21 protein-coding genes, 1 tRNA gene and 1 pseudogene are annotated in these 26,700 nt (G+C 72.4%); 16 read left to right on the forward strand and 7 right to left on the reverse strand.

The genetic code is table 11. The features are described from left to right. Nucleotides 1–45 precede the first annotated feature (45 nt). The 5 genes from ABT095_RS09715 to ABT095_RS09735 all read left to right on the forward strand — a co-directional run bounded on the left by ABT095_RS09715 (nt 46) and on the right by ABT095_RS09735 (nt 3,509). Entirely contained in the window at nt 46–1,464 is a 1,419-nt protein-coding gene (locus tag ABT095_RS09715) for an FtsW/RodA/SpoVE family cell cycle protein (RefSeq protein ID WP_350528793.1), read from the forward strand. Beyond that, nucleotides 1,461–2,123: a PhzF family phenazine biosynthesis protein gene (locus tag ABT095_RS09720; RefSeq protein ID WP_350528794.1), complete on the forward strand. Its 663-nt coding sequence runs from the start codon at nt 1,461–1,463 to the stop codon at nt 2,121–2,123. Before ABT095_RS09715 ends, ABT095_RS09720 begins: the two co-directional genes overlap by 4 nt. Before the next feature lie 125 nt (nt 2,124–2,248). Further along, a complete protein-coding gene (locus ABT095_RS09725; RefSeq protein ID WP_350528795.1) occupies nt 2,249–2,644 on the forward strand; it encodes a hypothetical protein in 396 nt (131 codons plus the stop codon). Beyond that, complete coding sequence (locus tag ABT095_RS09730) at nt 2,641–3,243, forward strand: hypothetical protein (RefSeq protein ID WP_350528796.1); 603 nt, start codon at nt 2,641–2,643, stop codon at nt 3,241–3,243. Before ABT095_RS09725 ends, ABT095_RS09730 begins: the two co-directional genes overlap by 4 nt. Then, nucleotides 3,240–3,509: a hypothetical protein gene (locus ABT095_RS09735; protein ID WP_350528797.1), complete on the forward strand. Its 270-nt coding sequence runs from the start codon at nt 3,240–3,242 to the stop codon at nt 3,507–3,509. Before ABT095_RS09730 ends, ABT095_RS09735 begins: the two co-directional genes overlap by 4 nt. On the opposite strand, the gene ABT095_RS09740 is transcribed toward ABT095_RS09735, so the two are convergent. Next, nucleotides 3,463–3,996 (reverse strand): GNAT family N-acetyltransferase, encoded by a 534-nt coding sequence (locus ABT095_RS09740; RefSeq protein WP_350528798.1) that lies wholly within the window; start codon nt 3,994–3,996, stop codon nt 3,463–3,465. The genes ABT095_RS09735 and ABT095_RS09740 overlap by 47 nt on opposite strands. 61 nt (nt 3,997–4,057) lie before the next feature. Here ABT095_RS09740 and ABT095_RS09745 point away from each other — a divergent pair, with 61 nt between their 5' ends. Both ABT095_RS09745 and ABT095_RS09750 read left to right on the forward strand, forming a co-directional pair. Further along, nucleotides 4,058–4,624, forward strand: a complete 567-nt coding sequence (locus tag ABT095_RS09745) for a GNAT family N-acetyltransferase (protein ID WP_350528799.1) — start codon at nt 4,058–4,060, stop codon at nt 4,622–4,624. 206 nt (nt 4,625–4,830) lie between these two features. Further along, nucleotides 4,831–5,583 (forward strand): class I SAM-dependent methyltransferase, encoded by a 753-nt coding sequence (locus tag ABT095_RS09750; protein WP_350528800.1) that lies wholly within the window; start codon nt 4,831–4,833, stop codon nt 5,581–5,583. Between the two features lie 117 nt (nt 5,584–5,700). On the opposite strand, the gene ABT095_RS09755 is transcribed toward ABT095_RS09750, so the two are convergent. Together ABT095_RS09755 and ABT095_RS09760 are read right to left on the reverse strand one after the other, a co-directional pair. Next, nucleotides 5,701–10,005, reverse strand: a complete 4,305-nt coding sequence (locus ABT095_RS09755) for a galactose-binding domain-containing protein (RefSeq protein ID WP_350528801.1) — start codon at nt 10,003–10,005, stop codon at nt 5,701–5,703. Nucleotides 10,006–10,257: 252 nt separating this feature from the next. After that, complete coding sequence (locus ABT095_RS09760) at nt 10,258–11,265, reverse strand: LacI family DNA-binding transcriptional regulator (RefSeq protein WP_350528802.1); 1,008 nt, start codon at nt 11,263–11,265, stop codon at nt 10,258–10,260. Nucleotides 11,266–11,480: 215 nt separating this feature from the next. Between ABT095_RS09760 and ABT095_RS09765 the strand changes: the two genes are divergently transcribed. The 6 genes from ABT095_RS09765 to ABT095_RS09790 all read left to right on the forward strand — a co-directional run bounded on the left by ABT095_RS09765 (nt 11,481) and on the right by ABT095_RS09790 (nt 19,170). Further along, nucleotides 11,481–12,905, forward strand: a complete 1,425-nt coding sequence (locus ABT095_RS09765; RefSeq protein ID WP_350528803.1) for an extracellular solute-binding protein — start codon at nt 11,481–11,483, stop codon at nt 12,903–12,905. Beyond that, nucleotides 12,902–13,843 carry a carbohydrate ABC transporter permease gene (locus tag ABT095_RS09770; RefSeq protein ID WP_502884845.1) on the forward strand — a complete coding sequence of 314 codons (942 nt, stop codon included), beginning with the start codon at nt 12,902–12,904 and terminating at the stop codon, nt 13,841–13,843. The genes ABT095_RS09765 and ABT095_RS09770 overlap by 4 nt, the downstream gene beginning before the upstream one ends. A 1-nt stretch (nt 13,844) precedes the next feature. Next, nucleotides 13,845–14,729 carry a carbohydrate ABC transporter permease gene (locus ABT095_RS09775; RefSeq protein WP_350528804.1) on the forward strand — a complete coding sequence of 295 codons (885 nt, stop codon included), beginning with the start codon at nt 13,845–13,847 and terminating at the stop codon, nt 14,727–14,729. Between the two features lie 131 nt (nt 14,730–14,860). Then, a complete protein-coding gene (locus tag ABT095_RS09780; protein ID WP_350528805.1) occupies nt 14,861–16,501 on the forward strand; it encodes a glycoside hydrolase family 13 protein in 1,641 nt (546 codons plus the stop codon). Between the two features lie 26 nt (nt 16,502–16,527). Continuing rightward, the gene (locus ABT095_RS09785; RefSeq protein ID WP_350528806.1) at nt 16,528–18,525 is read left to right on the forward strand and encodes a glycosyl hydrolase family 28-related protein; all 1,998 of its coding nucleotides are present in this window, start codon (nt 16,528–16,530) and stop codon (nt 18,523–18,525) included. A 93-nt stretch (nt 18,526–18,618) separates the two neighbouring features. Next, nucleotides 18,619–19,170, forward strand: a complete 552-nt coding sequence (locus ABT095_RS09790) for a hypothetical protein (protein WP_350528807.1) — start codon at nt 18,619–18,621, stop codon at nt 19,168–19,170. A 118-nt stretch (nt 19,171–19,288) separates the two neighbouring features. On the opposite strand, the gene ABT095_RS09795 is transcribed toward ABT095_RS09790, so the two are convergent. Further along, nucleotides 19,289–19,360 (reverse strand) — tRNA-Val (locus ABT095_RS09795). 180 nt (nt 19,361–19,540) lie between these two features. On the opposite strand from ABT095_RS09795, the gene ABT095_RS09800 reads away from it, so the two are divergent. Both ABT095_RS09800 and ABT095_RS09805 read left to right on the forward strand, forming a co-directional pair. Further along, nucleotides 19,541–20,791, forward strand: coding sequence for a coiled-coil domain-containing protein (locus tag ABT095_RS09800; protein ID WP_350528808.1), 1,251 nt, complete (start codon nt 19,541–19,543; stop codon nt 20,789–20,791). A gap of 315 nt (nt 20,792–21,106) precedes the next feature. Then, on the forward strand, nt 21,107–21,328 hold the full coding sequence (locus ABT095_RS09805; protein WP_350528809.1) for an FmdB family zinc ribbon protein: 222 nt from the start codon (nt 21,107–21,109) through the stop codon (nt 21,326–21,328). Nucleotides 21,329–21,467: 139 nt separating this feature from the next. On the opposite strand, the gene ABT095_RS09810 is transcribed toward ABT095_RS09805, so the two are convergent. The 3 genes and pseudogenes from ABT095_RS09810 to ABT095_RS09820 form a co-directional block, all read right to left on the reverse strand. Further along, nucleotides 21,468–22,349 carry an HAD family hydrolase gene (locus tag ABT095_RS09810; RefSeq protein WP_350528810.1) on the reverse strand — a complete coding sequence of 294 codons (882 nt, stop codon included), beginning with the start codon at nt 22,347–22,349 and terminating at the stop codon, nt 21,468–21,470. 2 nt (nt 22,350–22,351) lie between these two features. Continuing rightward, nucleotides 22,352–24,765, reverse strand: a pseudogene (locus ABT095_RS09815) (phosphoribosyltransferase). A gap of 149 nt (nt 24,766–24,914) precedes the next feature. Then, the gene (locus tag ABT095_RS09820) at nt 24,915–26,102 is read right to left on the reverse strand and encodes an HpcH/HpaI aldolase/citrate lyase family protein (RefSeq protein WP_350528811.1); all 1,188 of its coding nucleotides are present in this window, start codon (nt 26,100–26,102) and stop codon (nt 24,915–24,917) included. 279 nt (nt 26,103–26,381) lie between these two features. Here ABT095_RS09820 and ABT095_RS09825 point away from each other — a divergent pair. Further along, a partial coding sequence (locus tag ABT095_RS09825) for a TerD family protein (RefSeq protein WP_350528812.1) occupies nt 26,382–26,700 on the forward strand: 319 nt, incomplete at its 3' end.

Consider the following 26,700-nt stretch of genomic DNA (forward strand, 5'->3'; position numbering starts at 1 on the left):
AAGATTCTCCGTCCGCCGTAGCCACCCTCGGGAGGGAAAGAGCACATGCGCGAGAGCCAGCGCGCCGAGGGGCGCCGCCGCTCCGGCAACCACCGCAACCTGGAGCTCGGCCTGGTGCTGTTCGCCGTGGCGATCTCGATCGGCGGCTGGGTCGTCACCGAGCTGACCATGAACGGCCACGCCCCCGGCAGCCTGCTCAAGTACGGCGGCTCGCTCACTGCGCTCGCGGTGCTGGCGCACCTGGCCGTCCGCCGGTTCGCCCGGTACGCGGACCCGCTGATCCTGCCGATCGCCGTGCTGCTCAGCGGCTTCGGCCTGGTGCTGCTGCACCGGCTCGACATCAGCTACGCCCTGGTGCACGCGGCCAAGGGCGACTACCAGAAGCTGCCCACGGCGCCCTCCCAGATCATGTGGATCTTCATCGCCGGGGCGGTGGCCATCGGCCTGATCGTCGCCGTCAAGCACCACCGCTTCTTCCAGCGGTACGTCTACGTGCTCATGGTCGGCGCCCTCACCCTGCTCGCCGCCCCCGCCTTCTTCCCCAGCGACAGCTTCGGCGCCAAGCGCTGGATCAAGCTCGGCGGCCTCTCCTTCGAGCCGGACGAGTTCGTCAAGCTCGCCATCACCGTCTTCTTCGCCGGCTACCTGATGGCCAGCCGGGACGCGCTCGCCCTGGTCGGCCGCAAGGTCTGGGGCCTGAGCCTGCCGCGCGGGCGCAACGCCGGGCCGGTCCTGGCGATCTGGGTGATCAGCCTGCTCGTGCTCATCTTCGAGCGCGACCTCGGCACCTCGCTGATCTTCTTCGGTGTCTTCATCGTGATGCTGTACGTGGCCACCGAGCGCACCAGCTGGGTGGTGTTCGGCCTGCTGATGGCCGTCGGCGGCGCCGCGGTGGTCGGCTCGCTCGAGCCGCACGTGCACGGCCGGGTCGAGGCCTGGCTGCACCCGCTGGACATCTACAAGCCCATCCACGACAAGGCCCTGATCTCCGACCAGCCCGCCCAGGCCCTGTTCAGCCTCGGCACCGGCCACCTGCTCGGCACCGGCCTCGGCCTCGGCCGCCCCTGGCTGATCGGCTTCGCCGGGCGCAGCGACTTCATCTTCACCACCATCGGCGAGGAGCTCGGCCTCGGCGGGGTCACCGCGGTACTGCTCCTCTACACCCTGCTCGTCCAGCGCGGCCTGCGCACCGCCGTCGCCCTGACCGACCCGTTCGGCAAGCTGCTCGCCACCGGGCTGGCCGCCGCCGTCGCGCTGCAGGTCTTCGTCGTGGTCGGCGGCGTGACCGGCCTGATCCCGCTCACCGGCAAGGCGCTGCCCTTCCTCGCCGCCGGCGGCTCCTCACTGGTCGCCAACTGGCTGCTGGTCGCACTGCTCATCAAGCTCAGCGACGCCGCGGGCCGCACCGCGCTCGAACCGGCCCCCGCCGAGGCTCCGGTGCAGGTTGGTTCAATCACGGTATGACCGATCATGAGATCCTGCGCGTCTTCACCGGCCCGGACGGCGAGGGCGGCAACCTGCTCGGCGTGGTGCTCGACGGGCCGAGCGTGCCCGGCGAGGCGGCCCGCCAGCGGCTGGCGAACGAACTCGGCTACAGCGAGACGGTGTTCGTCGACGACCCCGGCCGGGGCGTGGTGGACATCTACACCCCCGGCACCCGGCTGCCGTTCGCCGGCCACCCGCTGATCGGCACCGCCTGGCTGCTGCGCGAGCACGGCCACCAGCTCGACACGCTGCGCCCGCCCGCCGGGCCCGTCCCCAGCTGGACGGCCGACGGCCTCACCTGGCTGCGCGCCGACCCGGCCTGGGCCACCGGCCGCCGGACCGAACGCTTCCCCTCCCCCGCCGAGGTCGAGGCGCTGCCCTCCCCGCCGCCCGGCGAGGGATGGCTGTACGCCTGGGCCTGGGCCGACCAGGCGGCCGCCAAGGTCCGTGCCCGGGGCTTCCCGCGCCGCCCGGACGGCGTCATCGCCGAGGACGAAGCCACCGGCGCCGCCGCCATCGCGCTGACCGCCGAACTGCGCCGCGGGCTGGACATCCGCCAGGGCGCGGCCTCCCGGCTCCTCACCCGCTACGAGGACTCCGGCCTGGTCTGCCTCGCCGGCCGGGTGACGCGCGCATGACGCTTCTCGTCTGATCCCACGCTGCTCCCGGTTACCTTCGACTACCATGGGTAAGTCTGAGTGACAGTCAGACCGCCCGGGGGTTAGCCTCGGGTGCGGAGAGGGGAGCGGGAGGAGCGGGCGGCATGGCCCACTGGCGGATGCTTCTGTACGGAGCGATCGGCGGCGGGTTGATCTCCCTGCTCACTCTCTACCGGTTCATCCAGGGCAAGCGCCGCTGGCCCTGGCGGGTGAAGAACGGCCCGACCCTGGGCCTCTACCTCACCGGCGAGGTGATCAGGGTGGTGCTCGGTTCGCTGGTCGCCTGGGGGCTCGCCGCCTCCGGCCAGCTCGGCGCCCTGGGCGCCATGATCGTCGGTGCGGGCGCCCCGGCGATCCTCGACAAGTGGCAGGCCATGGCCCCGCAGCTCCACCAGCCGGACCAGGCCCTGCCCGCTCCTCGCCCCACCGCGGTGCCCCGCGGCCGGGACACGCACGAAGACCTGACGACTGCGAAGATCGAAGGCGGTGCCCCACTATGACCGGTCGATTTGTCGACGTACTCACCCGGAGCGGTCCGGGCTACCAGCTCTGCCCGCCCGGGGCCGCGCCGGTGCCACTTCCGCCGCGTGAGACGGTCTGGGGCCGCATCCTGGACGCCGCCACCCACCGGGGCCCCGGCTACGACCCGGCCACCGCCGAGGAGGTGGCCGACAGCGAGCTGGCCGTGCGCCGGGCCAAGGCCAGACTCGTGGAGTTCCTACACGCCTCCTTCGGCCGCATCCTGGCGGCGCAGGAGGCGCTGGACGCCATGGAGTCCGCCAGCGGCCCCCGCGCCCAGGACTACCGGGTCTCCGCCGAGTACGAACTCCGGGGCTTCCTCGACTACTTCCACGCCGAGTGGCCCCCGGCGCTGACCGCCCTGCGCGAGGCGATCGGCCCGCTGGACTTCCGCGCCCGCCACCTGATCACCCGGCTGAACCGCCTGCAGAACAACTCCGTCAAGCAGATGGAACGCCTCGCCGACGAACTCGCCCACGCCCACACCCCGATCCCGGAGCCCCCGCTCAGCCACGCCGCCCACGTCACGGCCGGCGAGGTCCGCTCCCTCGCCAGCCTGCTGCACGCGGCGGTCCGGTGAGCCTGCTGCCTCCCGGCGGCCTGCTCACGGACGCCGGGATCGCGGTCCACCCGGCGGCCGAGCGTCCCGAGCGCAACGAGACCTACGAAGTCGCCCGGTACGCACCGGGGTTCGTGCTCATCGGGGACGACAGCGGCGGCCGGGGCTTCCTGCTGCGCACCGACGACCCGTACTCGCCGGTCTTCTCCACCGACCTCGGCGACCTCGACCCGGCCGACTTCACCCTCGAAGCCCCTGATCTGCCGGGGTGGCTGGCCTCGCTCTGACGTACGTGTGCACGTGCGCCCGGCTGCCGTCTATCCGCCGCCACCGGGCCAGCCGAGTGCTCACCCGCTGCCAGCCGGTCCGCTCGTACAGCGCGATGGCCTTCGCCGCCCTGGTCTCGACTTCCAACACCGGCTGCAGGCCCCGCAGCTGCGCCTCCTCGGTGACGCGCGCGAGCAACTCCCCTGCCGCCCCGCGCTTCCGGGCCACTGCTCCCACGAACAGCCTTGCGACCGCCGCCAGTTCCTCCTCGGGCATCCCCACCTCCCCGGCCAGCTCCGCCCCGGCCCGGCAGAGCAGCGCCTGCCCCGCCACCACCCCGTCGACCTCGGCCACCCAGGCTCCGATCGTCCCGCCCGGCGTCAGCCACCGCTCCGGCTCGGCCGGCCACACCACGGGGTACCCGTCCGTCTCGTGCACCGACCGCATCGCCGCCACACACCCGGGCAGGTCGGCGTCCCGCCGCTCCCGCACCACCACATCGCCCATGGCCCCATTGTCACCGGAATACGGTTGCCGCCCCCGTGGACACCCTGGTCGAATCGGTCCCGTGGGCAGCTACCTGACGACCGAACGCATGACCCTCCGCCGCTTCACCGAGGGTGACCTCGACGACCTGGCCTCCCTCCACCGCCATCCCGAGGTCATGCGGTACATCGACGACGGCCGCCCGGTGGCACGGGCCGAGGTCGAGCGGCAGCTCGAGCGCCTGCTGGGCGAGTACACCGCCCTCCCCGCCGGGCAGGGCGCCTTCGCCGCCTCCGCACTCTCCTCCGGTGCCTTCCTGGGCTGGTTCGCACTGCGCCCCGCCACCACCCCCGGCCTCACCGGCGGCACCGAACTCGGCTACCGCCTCCTCCCCGCCGCCTGGGGCCGCGGCTACGCCACCGAGGGCGCCCGCGCCCTGGTCGGGTACGCCTTCGCGGAGTTGGGTGTCGACCGCGTCGTGGCCACCACCATGACCGTCAACACCGGCTCCCGCCGCGTCCTGGAGAAGGCCGGCCTGACCCACGTCCGTACCTTCTTCGAGGACTGGCCCGACCCCATCCCGGGCGCCGAACACGGCGACGTCGAGTACGCCCTCACCCGCGAAGCCTGGGCCTCACAGTTCGCGTAGCGCAGCCACCACCGCCCCGGCCGAGAACGGCCCCTTCCCGGCCTTCTTGGGGCCCAGGACGGCTCCGGAACGCCACTCGGGCCCCCTCTTGCCCTCCGGCTCGCCCCGAGCCCGCAGCAGGCCGTCCAGGACATCGCCACATAGCCTCTGACCTGGCCTTTTGTCCTGGAACTCCCTAGAATCGAGGCCTGTCTACAGGGGGGCCGATGGACCGGAACATCCGCACCGTCGAGGACGTACTCACGTTCCTGGACGGCTTCTTCACATCCGACACCGACACCGGCCGCCTCGCCACCGGCGACGGCACCGCGTTCTGGGACCGCTTCTACACCGACCGGTCGAGGCCGGTGCCGTTCTTCTCCCCGAAGCCCGACGCGAGCCTGGCCGGCTACCTCGACCGGGGGTTGATCGCGCCCGGGCGCGCCCTCGACCTCGGCTGCGGCGCCGGCCGCAACACGCTCCACCTCGCCGCGCGCGGCTTCGAGGTGGACGCGGTCGACCTCTCCCCCGTCGCCATCGAGTGGGCGAAGGAACGCGCCGCCGAAGCCTCGGTCGAAGCACGGCTCATCTGCGGCGACGCCTTCACCCTCGACGGCGAGCTGACCGGACCGTACCACCTGATCGTGGACTCCGGCTGCTTCCACCACCTGCCACCGCACCGCCGGATCAGCTATCTCGCCCTCCTCGACCGCGTCCTGGCCCCCGGCGGCCACCTCGCCCTCACCTGCTTCGCCGCCGGGCCGGACGGCATGGGCTCGGAGCTCGACGACGCCGACTTCTACCGGGAGGGCAGCCTGCAGGGCGGCCTCGCCTACACGCCCGAGGCGCTCCGCCGGGCGTTCGCCGGCCTGACCGAGGTGGAGCTGACCCGCATGCGGCAGGAACCGCCCGAGTCAGAGCTCTTCGGCGTCCCCTTCCTCTGGACCGCCCTCTTCCGCCGGGGCGGCGGCCCGAGCTGAGCGCAGCCGTCGCACCTTGGCCCGTCCCCACCGGGTCGGCGGGCGACAGCACGCGGGTCATCCGCGCCGAAGGCCCTCTGCCCGGACGGGCAGAGGGCCTCAAGCTCACACCGGGTACTACGGGTTGACGGTGATGGTGAAGGTCGAGGTGGTGTTCTGCAGGTTGACGTCGTTGTTGTTCTCGACCAGGTGGTTGAACGTCACCGAGCCGACCGCCGGGCCCTGGCCGGCTTCGGGGAGGGGGTTGGCCCAGATGCCGTAGCCGGACTTCCCGGTGCCGTACGGGTCGTTGTAGGCGTGGGCGCCGGTGATGGTGGTGTTGGTGAAGACGGTGTCGGTGACGGGGTTGAGGGCGGTGGAGCCGGAGTAGTCGGTCTGGAACATGATGCCGCTGTAGGTGGGGTCGGTGATAGTGGCGTCGCTGACCCGGATGCCCTGGAAGGGCTGGGTGGCGGAGAAGGCCCAGATCGCGGGGAAGACCTGGCTGCCCCAGAAGTGGCCGCCGTCGCGGGCCAGCGAGAAGTTTCGGATGACGGTCTGCGGGGTGGCTTCGAAACCCTCGAAGGCGAAGCCGAAGTTGAGCGAGGAGATGGTCAGGCCGGAGTAGCAGAGGGTGTCGGAGACCGAGAAGTTCTGGATCGTGTTGCCGCCACCGCCGTAGACCGCCACCCCCGCCGCCCGCCAGGGCGCGATCGCGGTGACGTTCTGGATGGTGTTGTTGGCGAGCTTGCCGCCCGGGTTCTGGTCCTGGGCCGCGAAGAGCGCGAAGCTGTCGTCACCGGTCGAGCGGGCCTCGTCGTTGGAGATCAGGTTGCCCTGGCTGCCGTTGGTGAGGTTGATGCCGTCGGCCATGGTGTCGCGGATCCGCATGTTGGTGAAGGTCGAGTTCTGCACGTTGGAGGAGCCCCACACCCCGACCACGTTGTGCTCGATCCAGACGTTGTCGATGGTGATGTCGGACTGGTTGCGCAAGTCCCAGGTGTGGCCGGGGCCGTCCTGGCGGGTGTTGTAGTTGCCGAACCAGGCGAAGCCGGTGAAGGAGGAGCCGCTCGCACCGGACTGCAGGTCCCACCCGGTGTCGGTGTCGGTCATCGTCTGCGGGGCGGAGAACTGGGTGTACCAGACGCCCGCGCCGACCACCTTCACGGCCTTGCCGTAGACGGTGAGGCGGCTGGAGATCGCGTACTGCCCGGCCGGGAGGTAGACGCCGGTCCACGTACCGGTGGAGTCCATCCGCACCTTGTCCAGGGCGTTCTGCACGTCCTGCTGCCCGAAGCCGGCCGGCACGAGCAGGTGGGCCGGGTCCGGGTTGGCGGACGGCGCGGTCTGCTCCAGGTTCATGAAGTCGATCGCGTACTGGGACGTGTTGGCGGCGTCCTTCTTCAGCGTGAAGACGGTGCCGGTCGGGTACGACTGGCCGAGCAGGAAGCTGGACTCGTCGTAGATGTGCCGCGGCGCGCCCGCGCCCGGACTCTTGCCGGGGCTGGTCTCGGAGCCGTACAGCCAGGCGTAGTGGGAGCTGAGGCCGAGCGGCTGCACCAACTGGCCGTTGGCGTAGAGGTTCAGGGTGGCGTTGGTGCCGCCACCGCCCGGCGCGTCCGGGATGGAGTACCGCAGGACGAAGGTGTTGGTGGCCTCGCGTGAGGTCCAACTCACCGAGTCGCCGGTGTTGTTGAGCGTGACGGCCCGGCGCTGGGTGGCCTCGCCCGCGAGGTCGCCGATGGTCCGGTTCGGACCGACGACCGCGGCCGAGCCGCCGAGTACGCCGTCGGTGGACTTGTACGAGTCGTAGGGCATGTTGGCGCCCTGGCCGACGAAGAGCGCGGTGTCGCTGGTCAGGTGCGGCTGCTTGATGGGCAGTTCATTTGCATCGGCCGCCAGCACCAGGTGCGCGGTGTACTTGCCGTTGACGGCCGTCCAACTGCCGAGCGTCACCGGGGCCGCCGTGGCACCGGCCGCCACGGTGCCGTTGACGGCGCCGGTCAGCGTGGTCACGGTGGCGCCGGTGGAGTCGAGCAGCCCCAGCGTGATGCCGTGGCTGCCGGCGGTGGTGGCGATGGTGCCCTGGTTCTTGACGCTCACGGTGAAGGCGACGGCGTTGCCGGCGGCCGGTGTGCTCGGGGTCCAGCTGACCGTGCCCACGAGGTCGGCGGACTGGACGGGCGCGACCACCAGTGCGGTCGGGTTGGTCACCGACTGGTCGGCGGTGAGGTTGAAGTTCTTCTTCGACTCGTCGACCTTCGTGGTGAGCTGGTACGACGCGGCGCTCTGGGTGCCGATCGCGGCCGAGACGGCCTGGGTGGCGCCGGGAGCGAGCGCGCCCACCGTGGTGGAGCCGACCTTGGTGGTGCCGAGGTAGAAGTTGACGTCGGTGGCGACGGAGGCGGCGCTGCCGCCGTTCTTCACCACGGCGGAGGCGGTGATGCTGTCGGTCTCGACCGGGGCGGTGGGCGTCCAGGAGCTGCTCGCCACGGTGAGGTCGGGGTTGGGCGCCGGGGTGCCGTAGACCTCGAACTCGGCGACCTGCCCGCCGGGGGCGCCGCTGTTGCTGGTGATCGAGAGCTCGACGTCGGCCGCCCGGCCGCTCACCGGGATGGTGACGGTGTTACCGGTCGCCGGGTCGAAGCCGTACGAGGCGGCGCCCACCAGGGTGGTGAAGGAGCCGGAGCTCTGCTCGCGGCCGAGCACGGTGATGGTCTGGGTGCGGGCGGACCAAGCGGCGGCCGGGTTCAACTTGACCTTGACGGAGTTGAGATCGGCGTTCGCGCCGAGGCGCACGGTCAGCTGCGAGGGGTAGGAAGCGCCCTCGAAGTACGTGGTCGCGTCACCGTCGACCGCGTTGGCCGGGGTGTAGACGTAGGTGTTGGCGGTGCCGTCAACGGGCTTGTGCACCGCCAGGTTGGTGGCGGTGCCACCGGAGCCGGTGCGGGTGACGGTGTTGGAGGCAGCGGATTCGAGGCCGGCCGCGTCGGAGGCCGTCACGTAGTAGGAGACGGTGAGCGAGTCAGCCACCGAGTCGGTGTAGGTGAGGGTCGAGCCGCCGACGGTGGCGAGCTTGGCGCCGTTCCGGTAGACGGTGTACCCGGTGACACCCACCTGGTCCGAGGCCGCCGACCAGGTCAGCGTGAGCTTGCCCGAACTCGGCTGCGTGTAAGCCAGGTTGCTCGGCGCGGTGGGCGGGGTGGCACTCGAGCCCTTGCGCGTGACGGTGTTGCTGTTCGCCGACTGGTCGCCCGCCGCGTCCCGGGCCCGGACGAAGTAGCTGACCGTCTCGGTGGCGGCGGGGTGGTCGGTCCAACTGGTCGCCGTCGCGGGCACCGAGGTCAGCAGCGCGTTGTCGGCGTACACGTCGTACCCGGCCACGCCGGAGCTGGTGGAGGCGGTCCAGGTCAGGTTGACCGCGCCGCCCGCGCTCTGGGTGTACGCGAGGTTGGTCGGCGCGGCCGGGGGCTGGCCGGCGCCGGTGGGGCCGTAGACCTCGAACTCGGAGACCTGGGCGGCCGGCCAGCCGGTGTTGGCGGTCACGTACAGGCGGACGTACCGGGTGGTGGCCTGGCCGAAGGTGATGGTCACGGCGTTGCCGGTGGCCGGGTCGAAGACGCGCCCGGCCGCCGGGGAGAGGTCGGTGAAGGAGCTGCCGTCGGTGCTGCCTTGGACGGCCAGCGTCTGGGTCCGCGCTCCCCACCCGGCCGGGAGCCGCAGCACCACCTGGCTGACCGCGACGGATGCGCCGAGGTCGACCTGGAGCCACTGCGGGAGGGCGTTGTCGGTGCTCTCCCAGTAGGAGTCGGCGTCACCGTCCACGGCGTTGCCGGACACGTAGGTCTGACTGTGGCCGCTCTCCGACGTCGCCTTCCCGGCCGCCAGGTCGGTGGTCGGGGCGGTGGGGCCGTAGGCCTCCAGCTCGGCGAGCTGGGCGGCGGACCAGCCCGAGTTGGCCGTGATGTTGATCCGCAGGTAACGCGTGCTGACGGCACCGAAGTTGACGGAGACCGTGTTGGCCGAGGCCGGGTCGAAGGTGTAGGCGGCCGAGGCGGTAACGGTGGCGAAGGTGCTGCCGTCGGTGCTGCCCTGGACGGCGAGGGTCTCGGTCCGCGCTCCCCAGCCGGCCGGGAGCTTGAGTACCACCCGGGCGACGGACACCGCCGAGCCGAGGTCCACCTGGGCCCACTGGGGGAAGGTACCGTTGGCGCTCTCCCAGTAGCTCGACTGCGAGCCGTCGTCGAGATTCCCGGCCGTGTACTGGCCGTTGGCGCTGGAGACGGTGACGGGCCGCCCGAGTGCGAGGTCGGCGGCAGCGGCGGCCGCCGGCTGGGCGAGCACCGCGCCGAGCCCCGGGAGACAGAGCGCCAGTGCGGTGGTGAGCGCGGTGAGGGCGGATCGGATCCGCCCGGTTCGTCTTGCGGACAGCAGTGACTTCATCGTCCCTCGGTTCCTGTGACACGGATTGACACGGATGCCGAGGCGAGCCGCCCCTGACCCGGGCTCCCTCGCTGGTGGCCGATGGTGGTCCACGCGCGCCGGCTGACAGTCGACTAGCGGGGATTTCCACATCTTTGCCAGGAAGTTACAAGCGAGATTTCACGGAGTCAATGCTTCCGACGGCGAGAGTGACCGGAACACGTCGGCTCCCCGCCGCCGCGCGGCAGGGAGCCGGAGGAGGAGGACGGCCCGTCAGCCGCGGGCCGGCCCGGTGGAGCCGCGGACCACCAGCTCGGGCTCGAAGAGCAACTCCTCGGCGGCGACGCTGGCCCCCTCGACCTGGCTCATCAGCAGCGCGACGGCCGCCCGGCCGAGCGCCTCGATCGGCTGGCGCACCGTGGTGAGCGGCGGCTCGGTGCAGTTCATGAACGCGGAGTCGTCGAAGCCGACCACCGAGACGTCACCCGGCACGGACAGCCCGGCCCGGCGGGCGGCCCGGATCGCGCCGAGGGCCAGCGGGTCGCTGCCGCAGATGATGCCGGTGACCCCGTTCTTGATCATCCGGCTGGCCGCGGCGTGGCCGCCCTCCAGGGCGAACAGCGCGTGGGCGATCCAGTCCGGCTCGGGGGTGCGGCCGGCCCGCTCGTACTGCCGGGCGAAGGAGGCGAGCTTGCGCCGTGAGGGGATGTGGTCGGCCGGGCCGACGATCATGCCGATCCGCTCGTGGCCCAGCGCCGCCAGGTGGTTGAAGGCCTGCTCGACGGCGACGGTGTCGTCGGTGGAGACCTGCGGGAAGCCCAGGTGGTCGACGGCCGCGTTGAACACCACCACCGGGATGCCGCGCTCGCGCAGCCGGTCGTAGTGCTCGTGCGGCGCGTCCGCCTCGGCGAAGTGCCCGCCCGCGAACACCACGCCGGAGACCTGCTGTTCGAGCAGCATGCTGACGTAGTCCGCCTCCGAGAGGCCGCCCGCCGTGCGGGTGCAGAGCACCGGGGTGAAACCGCGCTGGGCGAGCGCGCCGCCGACCACCTCGGCGAGCGCGGGGAAGATCGGGTTCTGCAGTTCGGGCAGCACCAGGCCGATCAGCCGGGCCCGCTCCCCGCGCAGCTGGGTGGGCCGCTCGTAGCCGAGCACGTCCAGCGCCGCGAGCACCGCGTTCCGGGTGCTCTCCGAGACTCCGGGCCGGCCGTTGAGCACCCGGCTCACGGTGGCCTCGCTGACGCCGACCTTCTGTGCCACCAAGGCGAGTCTGCTCTTCATGGCGCAAGAGTAGAGCAGCGGACTGCAAGCGGTTGCAAAGATCCGGCACCTGGTTGTCGCCGCCCAGGTCAGAGGCATCGGAGCCTGGGTCGACTTGAGCCACCCTTACAGTCCATGTTTTGCGAATCCCTGTCGCTCTCTTGCAATCACCCGTCCGGCGCCCTACGTTCTCCCCACCTCCTCCAACTGGCTCCACCGACCATGGGGTTGCTCGAATGAAGATCGACAGATCGCGCAAGATCGCCGCCATCGCGCTCGCGGCCGGGATGTGTCTCACCACGGCCGCCTGCTCCAGCACCACTGCCAGCAACACCGGCGCCTCCGGCGGGGCGTCGGACGGCAAGCCGCTCGACCCGGCCACCGCCGTGACCGTCTCGATCGACTGCGCCCCCGGCGCCGACCAGGCCGCCGGCAAGGCCGACTACGCCGACGACCTGGCGCTGTTCAAGGTCAAGTACCCGAACGTCACGGTCAACGCCAAGCCCTACGTCGGCCAGTGCGAGGCGCCCGCCCAGCAGACCGCCCAGTACAAGGCGCACGACGAGACCGGCGCATTCCACGCCTACTTCACCGACCGCGAGCAGACGCTCAACTCCGGTGACGCCGTGGACATCAGCGCCTACGTCAACGACTCGACCGTGCCCGGCTTCTCGACCATGCTGCCCAGCGTCAAGCAGAACATCACCGTGGACAACAAGATCTACGCGCTGCCGGTCAACTACTACAGCACCGGCCTGATCTACAACCGCGACCTGTTCAAGCAGGCCGGTCTCGACCCCGACAAGCCGCCCACCACCTGGGACGAAGTCCAGGCCGACGCCAAGAGGATCGCGGCCCTCGGCAACGGCATCAGCGGCTACGAGGACTACAGCGGCGGCAACACCGGCGGCTGGCACTTCACCTCCGAGCTGTACAGCCTCGGCGGGAGGATGGTCACCGGGGACGGCGGCAAGGCCGCCTTCAACTCCGCCCAGGGCAAGCAGGTGCTCCAGCGGCTGCACGACATGCGCTGGACGGACCACAGCATCGGCTCCACCCAACTCACCCAGTGGGCCGACGCGTTCCCGCCGCTGGCCACCGGCAAGGTCGGCATGTTCATCGGCGCCCCCGACGTCGTCAAGCACCTGATCGAGGTGCTCGGCGCCGACCGGAAGGCCTTCGGACTCGGCCCGATGCCCGGTGCCACCGGCCCCGGCTCCAGCCTCGGCGGCGGCGACCTCTACTACTTCAAGAAGGGCCAGACCCCGGACCAGATCAAGGCCGAGATCGCCTGGATCGACTTCCAGTACCTGACCCCCGACGCCGGCCAGTTCAACTTCGCCCGCGCCGCCACCCTGGCGGGATCGAGCAAGGACCCGGTGGCGATCTCCGTCCCGCAGCCGTACTTCTGGGCCGCCGCCTCCCCGCAGATGTCGGCCATCACCGACTCGCTGAAGAAGAACGGCAACCTGCCGCTCGACAACTACGCGCCGTACGTGGCCAGTCCGACCACCACGCTGAACGAGCCCCCGGCCGCCCAGCAGCTCTACAAGGTGCTGGACACGGCGATGTCCGCCGTCCTGACCGACCAGAACGCCAACGTCGACAGCCTGCTCGCCACCGCCGAGGCCCAGGCGAACAAGATCCTGGCGAACCAGTGACCTTCCCCTCGGCCCGCGCGGCGGCCGGCCCCGGCGCGGCCTGGCGGCTCGCCGCCCGGCGCAGCGCCTGGCAGCTCGCCGTCCGGCGCAACCTGCGGGCGCACGCCTTCCTGGCCGGGGCGCTGCTCTGCTTCGCGCTCTTCACCTGGTACCCCATGGTCCGCGAGGTGGTGATGAGCTTCCAGCGGGTACGCCACGGCAGCACCAGCTGGGTCGGCCTGGCCAACTACCGTCAGATCACGGCCGATCCGGAGTTCTGGACGGCCTGGCGCAACACCCTGGAGTTCACCGGCCTCGCGCTGGTGGCCGGCTTCGTCGTCCCGTTCGTCGCCGCGATCGTCATCAACGAGCTGCGGCACGCCCAGAGTTACCTCCGGGTGCTGGTCTACCTGCCCGTGATGCTGCCGCCGGTGGCCGGGATCCTGCTCTTCAAGTACTTCATGGATCCCGGCTTCGGCCTCTTCAACCAAGTCCTGCACGCCCTCCACCTGCCCGGCTCGGCCTGGCTGGCCGCCAGGGGGACCGCCCTGCCCTCGCTCGTCCTGGTCTCCACCTGGGGCAACATGGGCAGCGCGACCCTGGTCTACCTCGCCGCTCTGCAGGGCATCCCCGGCGAACTGTACGAGGCCGCCGAACTCGACGGCGCGGGCCTGCTCCGGCGGATCTGGCACGTCACCGTGCCGCAGACCAGGCTGATCCTCTCCCTGATGCTGATGCTCCAAGTGGTCGCCACCATGCAGATGTTCACCGAGTCCTTCGTGCTGACCGGCGGCGGCCCGCAGGGCTCGACCACCACCGTGGTCTACCTGCTCTACGACTACGCCTTCAGCTACGACAAGTTCAACACCGCCGCCGCGCTCGGGGTCGTCATGCTGCTGGTGCTCGGCTGCTTCTCGGCCCTGTACCTGCGGATCGAACGCCGCGGCCAGGAGGACTGAGATGGCCCACTCCGACCGCGGCCCCCGCACGCTGATCTCCCCGGTCGCCCTGGCCCGCCCGCGCGGCCGCCGGACCTACCGCGCCGTGCTGGCCGCCGTCCTCCTCGCCGCGACCGTGGTCTTCCTCGGCCCGCTCTACTGGATGGCCACCGGCGGCTTCAAATCCGCCCAGGAGCTGGTGCGCACCCCGCCCACCCTGGTGCCCGAGCACCCCGGCACCCACGCCTTCGCCGAGGCGTGGACCAGGCTCGGCATGGGCCGACTGCTGCTCAACACCGTGGTGTACGCGGGCGGCGCGCTGCTGCTGCAGCTGGTGTTCTGCGTCGCGGCCGCGTACTCGCTCTCCAAACTCCGGCCCGTCCTCGGCCGGTTGATCCTCGGCCTGATGCTGGCCTCGATGATGGTCCCGGCCGCCGCGCTGGTCATCCCGCAGTACCTCACCGTGCTCGACCTGCCGCTGGTGCACTGGAACCTGCAGGACACCCCGTGGGTGATCTGGCTGCCCACGGTGGCCAACGCCTTCAACGTCTTCCTGCTCAAGCGGTTCTTCGACTCCATCCCGGACGAGCTGCTCGACGCGGCGGCGATCGACGGCGCCGGCCCGCTGCGGACCCTGTGGTCCGTGGTGCTGCCGGTCTCCCGGCCGATCCTCGGTGTGGTGGCCATCTTCGGGCTGGTCGCGGTCTGGAAGGACTTCCTCTGGCCGCTGATCACCGTGCCGAGCCACGAGACGCTCAACGTCGGCGTCAACACCGCCGCCACCTCGATGCCGCAGAACACCCTGATCGCGGGCCTGTTCCTGGCCTCGCTGCCCAGCATCGCGCTGTTCCTGGTCTTCCAGCGCAACATCATGGCCGGCCTGACCGCAGGCAGCCTCAAGGGCTGACCGCGCGGCGCCCCACAGCCGCCGTCGCCTCGGCCCAGCCGCCCTGACCGGTGCGGGCCGGGGCGGCGGCCCCTCCCACCCAGCCACGTGCCCACGTGCCCACGTGCCCACGTGCAGAAAGCAGGTCCGCCGTGCCCGACTCCGGAGCGCGCGAACTCCCCTGGTGGCGCTCCGCCGCCATCTACCAGATCTACCCCCGCAGCTTCGCGGACGCCGACGGCGACGGGGTCGGCGACCTGGCCGGTGTGCTCGCCCGGCTGCCCTACCTGGCCGAACTCGGCGTCGACGCCATCTGGTTCAACCCCTGGTACGCCTCCCCGCAGGCCGACGCCGGGTACGACGTCGCCGACTACCGCGGGATCGACCCGCTGTTCGGCACCCTGACCGAGGCGGAGGAGCTCATCCGGCAGGCCCACACCCTCGGCATCCGGGTCGTGATCGACGTCGTCCCCAACCACACCTCCGACCAGCACCCCTGGTTCCAGGCCGCGTTGGCCGCCGCTCCCGGCTCCCCCGAACGGGCCAGGTTCTGGTTCCGCCCCGGCCGGGGGCCCGCCGGCACACTGCCGCCCACCGACTGGCAGGGCTTCTTCGGCGGCCCGGCCTGGACCAGGATCACCGAACCCGACGGCACCCCGGGCGAGTGGTACCTGCACCTGTTCGCCCCCGAGCAGCCCGACTTCCACTGGGAACACCCCGGTGTCCGCGCCGAGTTCGAGTCCGTGCTGCGGTTCTGGTTCGACCGGGGCGCCGACGGCTTCCGGATCGACTCGGCCGCCCTGCTGGTCAAGGACCCCGCCCTCCCGGTCAGCGACCCGGACGAGCGCGCCTACACCGACCGCGAGGAGGTGCACGAGGTCTACCGCAGCTGGCGGAGCCTCGCCGACTCCTACCCCGGCGGCCGGGTGCTGATCGGCGAGGTCTGGCTCCCCGACCCCGAACGCCTCGCCCGCTACCTGCGCCCGGGCGAGATGCACACCGTCTTCAACTTCCCCTACCTGGAGTGCCCTTGGGAGGCCGGGCCACTGCGCACCGTCATCGACGACACCCTGCGCCTGCACGAGGCGGCCGGCGCCCCGGCCACCTGGGTGCTCTCCAACCACGACGTGGACCGGGTGGTCACCCGCTACGGCCGCGCCGACACCTCCTTCGCCATCTACGCCCGCCACCACGGCCGCCCGGTCGACCTCGCCCTCGGCACCCGCCGGGCCCGCGCCGCCGCCCTGCTCACCCAGGCCCTGCCCGGCTCCGTCTACATCTACCAGGGCGAGGAGCTCGGCCTCTGGGAGGTCGAGGCCATCCCCGACGAACTCCGGCAGGACCCGATGTGGGAGCGCAGCGGCCGCAACCCCGCCAACCCCGGCCGGGACGGCTGCCGCGTCCCACTGCCCTGGCACGGCGACACCACCCCGTTCGGCTTCAGCCCCGAACAGGCCACCGCCGCACCCTGGCTGCCCCAGCCCGAGAGTTGGAAGGAGTGCACCGTCGCCGCCCAGGCCGCCGACCCCGACTCCATGCTCACCCTCTACCGCACCGCCCTCCGGCTACGCCGCACCCTCCCCGACCTGCGCACCGAGCAGCTCGACTGGCTCGAAGCCGCCCCCACCGGAGTCCTGGCCTTCCGCCGCGGCGCCGCCTTCACCTGCGTGGTCAACCTCTCCGGCCACGCCGTCCCGCTCCCCGTGGCCGGCACCCCCCTGCTCGCCAGCGGCCCATTGGCCCCCGACGCCGCTGGGCTCCCGCCCGACACCGCCGTCTGGCTGCGGTCCTGACCCCCTGCACACGGACGGAGAGCACCATGCACCGACTCGCCCTCGCCCTCACTCTCTTGCTCGCCACCGCTCCGCTCGCCACGGGCAGCGCCCAGGCCGCGGCCCCGCCGCCCGCCGTCACCCGGGCCGGGCTCGACCCCGGCCTGCTCGGCGGGCGCGGCGCCGCCGTCCCCTTCCAGGAGCAGAACGCTTTCGCCGCCCGGACCGACGGCACCGTAACCGGGCCCGACACCACCCCGTACACACTCGCCTCCGAGGCCACCGGCCGCCGGGCGGTGACGCTCGCGCCGGGCCAGTACCTGGAGTTCACCCTCCCGGCCGCCGCGAACGCGATCACCGTCCGGTACAGCATCCCGGACGCCCCGGGCGGCGGCGGCCGCACCGAGCCGCTGGAGGTGAGCATCGGCGGCCACCGGCAGACCATGACGCTGAGCTCGCAGTACGCCTGGCTCTACAACGAGTACCCGTTCAGCAACGACCCCACCGCCGGGCCGCTGCACCCCGACTGGTGGACCACCGAGTGCTCCTGCGTCCCGGCGCAGACCACCCCGGCGCCGGTCTTCCCGGAGCCCTTCCGGCCCAGCCACTTCTACGACGAGCAGCGCCTCCGGCTGGGCCGCAGCTACCCGGCCGGGTCCGTGCTCCGCCTCCAAGTCCCGCGCAGAGCGGGAGCGGTGGCGACCACGGTGGACGTGCTGGACTCCGAGCAGGTGCCCGAACCGGTCCGCCCCTCCCCCGGCTCGCTCGACCTGCTCGCCTTCGGCGCCGACCCGACCGGGCACCGGGACGCCGCACCCGCCTTCGACGCGGCGCTCGCCGTCGCGCAGCGCACGGGCCGCCCGCTGTACGTCCCGCCGGGCACCTTCCGGGTCGACCGCCACCTCCTGGTCGACCACGTCACCGTCCAGGGCGCGGGCAGCTGGTACACCGTGCTCAAGGGCCGCCAAGTCAGCCTGCCCTCCCCCGCACCCGACGGTTCGGTGCACACCGGAGTCGGCCTCTACGGCAGGCCGGCCACGGAGGGCGGCAGCCACGACGTGCACCTCGCCGGGCTCGCGATCGAGGGGGACGTCCGGGAGCGGATCGACACCGACCAGGTCAACGGGATCGGCGGCGCCTTCAGCCACTCCAGCTTCGACGGCCTCTACCTGCACCACACCAAGGCCGGCATCTGGCTGGACGGGCCGATGACCGGCCTGCGGATCACCGGCAACCGGATCGCCGACCAGATCGCGGACGGCATCAACTTCCACGGCGGGTTGACGGATTCGGTGATCAGCGGCAACTTCGTCCGCAACACCGGTGACGACGGCATCGCCCTGTGGTCCCAACCATCGGCCGACGAACGCGACTTGATCTCCCACAACACCGTCCAGACGCCGGTGCTGGCCAACGGCATCGCCCTGTACGGAGGTTCGGACCTCACCGTCGCGGACAACCTGGTTGCCGACCCCGTCCGCGAGGGCAGCGCCCTGCACCTCGGCACCCGCTTCGGCGCGGTCCCGTTCACCGGGCGGATCGCCGTCACCGACAACACCACCGTGCGGGCCGGCACCTTCGAGCTCAACTGGAAGATCGGCCTGGGCGCCCTGTGGTTCTACGCCCTCGAGCACAGCCTCGACGCCGACGTCGAAGTCACCGGCGACGACTTCCTCGACAACACCTACGCGGCGCTGATGACCGTCGCCGACTGGCCGGTGAAGGACCTCTACTCCATCACCAACCTGCACTTCAAGGACCTGCGCATCGACGGCACCGGCACCGACGTACTGAGCGCCCGCTCGGCCGGCAACGCCACCTTCGAGCACGTCACCGCCCGCAACGTCGGCGCCGTCGGCATCAACAACTGCGGCTCCTTCCACTTCACCCCCGCCGGCTCCGAGTTCACCGTCACCGACCTCGGCCACAACACCGGCAGCGGCACCACCGGCCCCTGGCTAGCCCCCTGGGAACTCCCCAACACCCTCACCTGCGACGACCACCCACCCGTCCTCCCTCCACCGGCCCCCACCCCCTGGCCATGACGGCACCTGACACCAAGGCGCTCAAGGGCCCGGTGGTAGCTTCGCCTTGGCCGACAGCAACCCTGGAAGCCCGCCGGGCAGTACGGAGGCAGCGTGAGAAACCGATGTGTCCTGATTCCGCCTGTCGCCGCCGCGCTCACGCTCGCCGGGTGCGGGTGGCACGTCGGCGCCCCAGGAGACGAACCCCTCCCGGCACGCTGTCAGCACGCTCCCGTCCGCGTCGACCTGACGCATCGGCCGTCCCGGGGTGACCTGTGCTTCAGCCGGGGCGAGACTCTGGCCAACGTCACCTATCCGGACGGCAGCTACGAGGTGCTGAAGGTCGTCCTGGTGACGCCCGGCGGCATCCTCGATCACGAGTTCTCCAACGTCTGGTCGTCAGGGACCCCCTTCGCGGCACCTTCCACCACCTGGGCGAGTTACCACGTGAACACCCGCCCCGCCGCGCGGGCAGCCCTGGCGGCAGACGCTCAGGTCCTGGGGCTCGACCCTGGCGCCGTCAGCCGGGCTCTCGCCGACACCCGCTCCGAGTCGGTGCACCGCATACCCGGCCGAGGTACGCCGCACTGGGTCGTCGCCGTCAGCGTCGGGATTCCGTTCACCGGCGGGGGCTTCGACATCTCCTACGACTTCGCCTACCGGTAGCCCCGCCGACCGGCGGACGTTTCATGACCGCCTGGAGTGGGCGGAGAAAACAGCCGGCCCAGGTCGGACGCAGTGCGTCCAACCTGGGCCGGTGCAGCGTTTCCGCTGATCACTTCGGTGGGCGCAGACGGTTTCGAACCGCCGACATCTGCTTTGTAAGAGCAGCGCTCTACCGCTGAGCTATGCACCCCTGCCGTGGTGCGACGGCGGGCCGGCGCGTACGGCGAAAGGTAAGAGTACCTGGTCCGGCGGGCGATGTGGTGCAGGTTTCGCGGTGGAGGGCGGTGCGGGGGTGCCGGGGGAGGGTGGTGATCGGTGAGAATGGGCGTGGCCCGGTGGGTCGGGAGTGGAGCTGAGCAGGGAGCGTGGCGTGAGAGTGGCCGGCGGCGGTGGCGGGCGGGGCAGCTGGTGGCGGCGGGGTGAGGCGCAGCGGGCGGACGCGAAGGCGGCCCGGGACGCCGCCCAGGAGGCCTTCTACCAGCTGGACTCGACCCAGCGGGACGTGCAGCTCGCGGTGGAGACGGTCCGCTCCGGCGGGGACAGTCCGGCCTTGCGGCAGGCGCTGAACGACTTCCAGGACATCTCCGGCCGGATCGACCAGGTCACCGTGGCCTACCTGGCGGCGCTGGACGGCACCGATCTGGACGCCCCCGAGCTCGACCCCGGGCTGGTGGCCCGGGCCCAGCAGCAGTTGGAGCAGGCCACCCGCGAGCTGGGCGCGAAGCAGATCGAGCTGGAGCGCTTCCTGGAGCGGCTGCAGCCGCTGCTGCAGCAGGCGGAGGCGCAGCTGGTGCGGGTGGTGCCCGCCGTGGAGCGGGCCAAGCGGGCACTGCTCGGGGCGACCACGGCGCTGGAGGGCGTGCGCTCGGCGGGGCTGAAGGCGGACGACCTGGCGGGCCGGCTGGCCCAGCTGGCGCCGGAGCTCGGCAAGCTGAACGAGGGCGTGGCGCGGCACGGGGTGGCCGAGACGCTGCGGCGGGCCGACGACGTGGCGCAGCGGGCCGAGACGATCCGGGTGGCCGCCGAGCAACTGCCCGAGCGCGCCCAGGAGATCGACCGGCGGCTGGCCAGCCTGCGGACCAGGGTGCAGGCGCTGGAGACCAGGGCGAGCAGTGTCGAGCCGGCGCTCAGCGAGCTGCGGCGGCGGTTCAGTTCGGAGTGCTGGCAGGACCTCCAGCGGGTGCCCACGCAGACCGTGGAGGCGGGGCGGACGGCCCAGCAGCAGCTCACCCTGGCCGCCCGTGCCCGGGACGAGCAGCGCTGGGCGGACGCCACGGCCGCGATCGGCACCGTCCGGGCCCTGCTCGAGACGGCGGACGGTTCGGTGGCCGCCGTGAGCGACCGGCTGCGGCTGCTCAACGAGGTCGAGCACGACCCGCACGGCGAGATCGAGCGCACCCGCTTCGCCCTGCGCGACGCCCAGCGCCTCGCGATGGCCGGCCGCCAGGCGCCCGACCCCCGGCACGCCGGACCGCTGGACGCCGCCGTGGGCCGCCTGGACCGCGCCGTCGCCTCGCTGGAGTCGGCCGGCCGCCACCCCGACTACTGGCACTTCCTGACCGAGCTGGCCGCCGTGCGGGACACCGCCGCCCAGGTCATCACGATGATCCGCGGCCACTGAGGCGGCGCGGCACGGCAGCCGGCCCCACGGAGCAGCCACGCATCCGTGCAGCGCGGCACGACAGCCGCCACGCGGAAAAGCCGCGAGCCCGGGCACCGCAGCAGCGGCGGGCTCGTCGGCCCCGGCGACGGACCGGCCCCAAGGGTTGCCGTCTCCCCCGCCACGTCGGGCGGTCCGGTCGGGGTCGGCTTTCTTCCCGACCACGCCGGGGAGGCCCAGGGCCTGCCCCCTCCCGGGCCGCACCGGGCCGCCTGCCCAGGCGCAGTCCTGGGCCGGCAGCACCGGTGCGGGCCAGGGAGTGGGTACGCTGCGGACATGCCTCGCTACGACTTCCGCTGCCGCTCCTGCGGTGCGACCTTCGAACTGCGCCGCACCATGGCGCAGGCCAACGACCCGGCCGTCTGCCCCCAGGGGCACCCGGACACCGTCAAGCTGCTCTCCACCGTCGCCGTGACCGGCGCGGCATCAGGCAGTGCCGCCCCGCAGCCCCCGTCCGGCGGTGGCGGCGGCTGCTGCGGTGGCGGCTGCTGCGGCTGACCGACCGGGCCGGGGCGGGCCCTGCGACGCCCGCCCCGCCCCGCCCATTTACCGCCTCACCCGGTACCGCTCCCCGAGCCACCGCCCCGACAAGCCGTGCGGCGCCCCGCCCCGCCCCGCCCCGCCCCGCCCCGAGCGGCTACCCCCGCTCCGACAGCCGCACCTGCCGCTCCGCCGCGGCACCCGCACGGACGTGGGTGAGCATCTGCCGCAGGATCTCCTCCCCCGCCGTCACCCCGGCCTGGGCGAGGGCGGTGACGGCCGGGGCGGTCCAGCCGCCGTCGGCGAGTTCGCCGTGGCCCGGTCGCCAGGCGTGGTCGGCGGCGAGGAGGAGGTCGGTGTCGAGCAGGGAGTCGCCGGCCGCGAGGATCGTGGCGGCACCGACCCGGCGCTCGACCTCCGCCAGCGCGGCGCTCTTGCTGAGCGGCGCGGGCACGGCGTAGACCTTGCGGCCCTGCAGCGAGACGGACCAGCCGCGTTCGCCGCACCACCCGGTCAGCTCCGCCACCCACCCCTCGGGCAGGGCGTCCCGCTCCACCACCAGGTAGGCGAAGAGCTGGTCGGCCACCCGCCGCTTGTGGGTCCACTCGGGGTCGGCGGTGAGCGCCAGGTGCTCGACCACCTCGGCCAGCGGCGCGCTGCCCGAGTCGAGCCGGGCGGCGACCTCGGCCCGCCAGTCCCCGTCCGGCACGCCGTCGACCAGCAGGTGGCCGCCGTTGGCGCAGATCGCGTACCTGGGCAGCCAACCGGGCGTCGGCCCAGGCAGGTTGACCCGCTCGTACTGGGCCTTGGTCCGGGTGGTGGCCGGGACGAACAGAGCCTCCCCGGCCAGTTCGGCGAGCAGCCCGGCGGCCCGCTCGGTCATGAAGGAGAGCGCCTTGCCGTCGTGCACCTCCACCGAGAGCAGCCGGGGCGCGAGCCGGTCGGGCATGTCCAGGGCCAGCGCCCGGTTGGAGTAGATCATCGTCCGGTCCAGGTCGCTGGCGACCAGGTACTGCTGCTTCACCACGTTGTCCCCCATCTTCACGTCAACAGGCCCGAAACGGCCGTACCGTCGGCCCCGGTCGCTCCCCGGCTGTACCGGGGGTGGATCAACCCCACGCAGGAGTAGGGCAGTTCGTCGACCTCCTCGACCGGTACGCCGCGCTGCTCGGCGAGCAGCCGGACGTGGTCCAGGTCGGCCCCCGTGCCCCGCCGGGCCAGCACCCGCCAGGGCACCCGCCGCAGCATCACCCGGGTGGTCTCGCCGACCCCGGGCTTGACCAGGTTGACGTTGTCGATGCCGTACTCGGCACTGATCCGCTCCACCGCGGCCCAGCCGGCCCAGTCGGGCGTCCGGTCGGCCGCCACGAGCCGGGCGGCCTCGGCCTCCGCCTCCGGCCGCACCGAGGCGAACTCGGCCTGCACCGCCCGCAGGAACTCCACCGAGACGTCCGCCCCGGCCAGCTCCCGGTAGTACTTGGCGCCGTGGAAGTCGCCCGGACCGATCAGGTCGGCGCGCAGCACGGTGCGCGAAACCAGGCCGGAGACGGTGGAGTTGAGGCAGGCGGACGGAATCAGGAAGTCGTCCCGGGTGCCGTAGGTGCTGACGCAGCGGCCCGGGTCGGCGAGTACGGCGAGCGCCGGGTCGAAGGCGGTGCCCGCCAGCGCGGCGGCCAGTTCGCGGGTGATCGCGCCCTTGCCCGTCCAGCCGTCCACGAAGACCACCCGGGCCGGGTCGTGGTGGGCGGCCAGGTAGGCCGTGGCGACCTGGTCGATACCCCGGCCCCGGACGATCGAGAGGGCGTAGTGCGGAGTGTCGACACCGTGGGCGAAGGCGTACCAGTGGCGCAGCAGCACGCCGACCGGGGTGCCGGCCCGGGCCAGCGAGGCGAAGACCGGCTCCGGGCCGCGCTCGAGGCGCAGCAGCTCGGCCACCGTGCCGACGGCGAGCGCGATCCGGCGGGCCGAGGCGGTCAGCGCGGTGCGGTACAACTCCTGGTACTCGGCGCTCGGTTGGTACTCGATCGGCAGTGACTCGGCGTAGTGGGCGCCGCCCTGCTGGACGGCCTCCTCCCGCTCCTCGGTCGGGGCCTCCAGCTGGACGCCGGAGAGATCGGTGAGCAGCCAGCGGACGTCCTCGGCCGGGTAGGAGGAGAACTCCGGGCCGGTCAGCGGCCGGGGGTTGAGGACGGTCACGGTGCGAGCTCCAGGGGGCGGTGGGCGGGCAGTACGGCGAGGACCACCCGGTCCGCGCAGCGGCGGAGTTGGGCGAGCAGGGAGTCGGGGCCCTGGTGCAGGGCGGGGGTGTCGGCGGGCGCGTCTACCACCAGCAGGACGGTGCCGAAGCGGCGCCGCGCGTCCTCGCCGGGGGCGACGTTGTAGGCGTAGCGCTCGCCGGGGCCGTCGGCCGGGTCGTCGTGGGCCGGGAAGGCCAGCCGGGTACGGATCGCGTACCCGGGGTGGTCCACGGCCAGCACCGGCGAGCGGGTGGTGGTGGAGAAGTACACCCGCTCCTCACCGATCTGCGCGGCCAGTGCCCCGGCGATCCGCAGCGGCGCGTACATCAGCTCCTCGAAGCCGAGCACCAGCACCCGGCCCGAGCCGTCCACCAGGTCTGCCAGCGCAGCGCCCACCGACGGCAGCAGCGCCTCCAGCCTGGCCCGGTCCACCGCCGTGAAGCCGTGCCGCCCGCCCTCGGGCAGCCCGGCCGGCCAGTCGAGGTCCACCCGGACCACCGGACCCGAGGGCCCGTCCAGCGGCACCGGCTCCGGCTGGGCCGCGATCAGCTCCTCGGCCCGGGCCAGGACGTCGGCGGGCAGCTCGACGGCCCCCTCCGCCGCGGCGACCAGGTCGATCCTGGCCCCGAGCGCTGCGGCGGCCTCGGCCAGCCGGGCCCGGTCCTCGGCCGTGCGCAGATCGACCAGCGCGACCACCACGTAGTGCTCGCGGGGGTACGCGGCGTGCAGCGCGCGGACGGTGTTGAGCACCGTCCGCCCGGTGGAGAACTCGTCGTCCACCAGCACCAGCGGCCCGCCCCCGGCCAGGAACCCCGGGTCGGCAGGCAGCAGCAGGTGCGAGGTCGCGTGCGAGTGCTCCTCCTCGAAACCGCCGACCGGCGCGACCCCCGCCACCGGCCGCCGGGTGGAGTGCAGGTACGGCGCGCCGAGCCCGTCGGCCACGCTGTGCCCGAGCGCGGTGGCCGTCTCGGCGTACCCGAGCACCACCGCCCGGTCGGCCTCGGCGCCGAGCAACTTGCCTACCCGCAGGCCGAGTTCGAGCCCGGCTCCGTGCACCACGGCCGGGCGCTGCGGCACGTGCTTGCCGAGCACCCGGGAGACCAGCAGATGGGCCCGCCGCGGGTTGCGCCGCACCGCCAGTCCGATCAGCCCGGGCAGCTCGGGCGAGCCGCTCAGCCGCACCCCCAGCCTGTCCCGCACCCACTCACCGCTCCACACCTCACCACCGAGCACCTCACCACCGAGCACCTCACCACCGAGCACCTCACCACCGAGCACCTCACCACCGAGCACCTCACCACCGAGCACCTCACCGCTCCACGCCGAAGCACCGACGCCAACGCCAACACCGACACCAACACCGCTGCTCACCGCGCGCCTCCGAACTCCGCGCCCAGGCAGGCCCCGAGCAGCTCCACGAAACTGACCCCCTCGCGGGCCACCCCGAACACCTCGGCCCGCCGCCGCACCCGCTCGGCCCAGGCCCGGTGCGGCTTGGCCTCGTTCATCTTGTTGGTGTACGCCGAGCGCAGCACCCCGCCGCCGTCCTGCTGCAGGATGTCCCGCGCGTCGGACCACTCCTCGTGCGTGACCACCGAGAGCGCGTGCACGGCCGGCACATGGCTCGGGTGGATGCAGGTCTTGCCCAACAGGCCGTTGGCGCGGTCGAGTTCGATCTCGCGGATCAGGCCGTCCAGGTCGTGCTCGATGATCCGCTGGCGCACCCCGTCGGCCGGCGGCCCGGCCTCCACGAAGGGGGTGCGGCGCAGCTGCGGCTTGAACATCCGCTCCTGTACCGGGAAGTACTCCCAGACCGGCCCGGTCACGGTGTACCCGGTGCCGTCGGCCCGGCCGAGCACGTTGACCACATCCCCGATCACCCCGGCCACCAGCGCCACGTCGTAGGCCGTCAAGTCCGGCGAGCGGCGCATTCCGTATGCGGAGCACAGGTCGGTGACGCCCAGCCGGACGGCCAGCACCCTGTCCCGATACTTCTCCAACAGCCTGGCTATGCCGAAGAGTTGGTCCCGCCTGGTCTCCAGGTGGGCCAACTCGGGGGATTCGAGCACCGGCATCACGTACAGCCGCTGCCCGGCGCCGAGTTCGGCCTCGGCCAGCGCCTCCAGGAAGGCGGCGCCGCTCTCCTCGGTGAACTTGGGCACCACGAAGCCGGTCAGCAGCCCGGCGGCCGGGCCGAGCCGGCGGACGAGATCGGTGATCTGCCACGGGTGGCGGACCCGGACGAAGAGCAGCGGCAGCTCCGCCTGGCCCGGGCCGGTGACGGCCAGCCGCAGCTGGGTGACCAGATTGGCCTCCGCCTCGGCCACCTCGTGGTCGGCGATCGCGTCCTCCAGGCAGAGCACCATCGAGACCACCCCGCGCGCGGCCTGCTTGCGGATGTCCGAGCGCAGGGTGAGCCGGGTGGCGGGGCTGTAGAGGGTGGCCCCCAGCGCGGTGGAGAGGACAGCGGCCTCGCTGTGCCGGTCGAACGGGGTCGGCTGCTCCAGGAAGAGGCGGGCGCGGACGTCGTCGGCGAGGTGGCCGAAATGGCGCAAGATGCTCTCCCCAGAGGGTCGGTCGGAAGGGCGGAATTCCCGCTGACTGGCTGCTCATCGTACGGATCGATCAGCCCGCGTCGAGCCGTGCAACAGCGAATTCCCGGAAGATTACCGCCCGCTTCACAACTCATCACGCCCCGACCGGCGAAACCGTTCCCAGCGGGCTCGCAGAAACCGTTCCGACCCCCGCGCCGAAGCGCTTCCGACCCGCGCCCCCGAGATCGTTCCGGACCGCCGCATTGAAGGCGGAACAACGAACAGGCAGGATGGTGAGTCATGACGCACGTGATGGCCAAAGGCGCCAATATCTCGCTGACGGCCGCCGCAGTGCGCGCCGTGCTCTGCTGGCAGACCGGCCCCGGCTCCCCGGAGGTCGACGCCTCCGCCCTGCTGCTCGGCCCGGACGGCCGGGTCCGTTCGGACGCGGACTTCGTCTTCTACAACCAGCCGAGCCACCCCTCCGGCCTGGTCCGGCACCAGCCCGGCGGCCAACTGCCCGACGGCTGCGCGGCGGACGTGGGGGGGGGGGGGGGCCCCCCCCGGCCCCCCCCGCGGGACCAGCGGGGGGGGGCGCGGGGCGGGGCCGGGGGCGCCG

The sequence above is a fragment of the Kitasatospora sp. NPDC002227 genome, assembly GCF_040296285.1.
Lineage (GTDB): Bacteria > Actinomycetota > Actinomycetes > Streptomycetales > Streptomycetaceae > Kitasatospora.

Bases quoted from the DNA above. Each gene is read 5' to 3' on its own strand.
- ABT095_RS09765 (WP_350528803.1), top strand. From the start codon at position 11,481: ATGAAGATCGACAGATCGCGCAAGATCGCCGCCATCGCGCTCGCGGCC.
- ABT095_RS09740 (WP_350528798.1), bottom strand. From the start codon at position 3,996: ATGGGCGATGTGGTGGTGCGGGAGCGGCGGGACGCCGACCTGCCCGGG.
- ABT095_RS09715 (WP_350528793.1), top strand. From the start codon at position 46: ATGCGCGAGAGCCAGCGCGCCGAGGGGCGCCGCCGCTCCGGCAACCAC.
- ABT095_RS09730 (WP_350528796.1), top strand. From the start codon at position 2,641: ATGACCGGTCGATTTGTCGACGTACTCACCCGGAGCGGTCCGGGCTAC.
- ABT095_RS09785 (WP_350528806.1), top strand. From the start codon at position 16,528: ATGCACCGACTCGCCCTCGCCCTCACTCTCTTGCTCGCCACCGCTCCG.
- ABT095_RS09720 (WP_350528794.1), top strand. From the start codon at position 1,461: ATGACCGATCATGAGATCCTGCGCGTCTTCACCGGCCCGGACGGCGAG.
- ABT095_RS09755 (WP_350528801.1), bottom strand. From the start codon at position 10,005: ATGAAGTCACTGCTGTCCGCAAGACGAACCGGGCGGATCCGATCCGCC.
- ABT095_RS09725 (WP_350528795.1), top strand. From the start codon at position 2,249: ATGGCCCACTGGCGGATGCTTCTGTACGGAGCGATCGGCGGCGGGTTG.
- ABT095_RS09775 (WP_350528804.1), top strand. From the start codon at position 13,845: ATGGCCCACTCCGACCGCGGCCCCCGCACGCTGATCTCCCCGGTCGCC.
- ABT095_RS09760 (WP_350528802.1), bottom strand. From the start codon at position 11,265: ATGAAGAGCAGACTCGCCTTGGTGGCACAGAAGGTCGGCGTCAGCGAG.
- ABT095_RS09810 (WP_350528810.1), bottom strand. From the start codon at position 22,349: ATGGGGGACAACGTGGTGAAGCAGCAGTACCTGGTCGCCAGCGACCTG.
- ABT095_RS09750 (WP_350528800.1), top strand. From the start codon at position 4,831: ATGGACCGGAACATCCGCACCGTCGAGGACGTACTCACGTTCCTGGAC.
- ABT095_RS09805 (WP_350528809.1), top strand. From the start codon at position 21,107: ATGCCTCGCTACGACTTCCGCTGCCGCTCCTGCGGTGCGACCTTCGAA.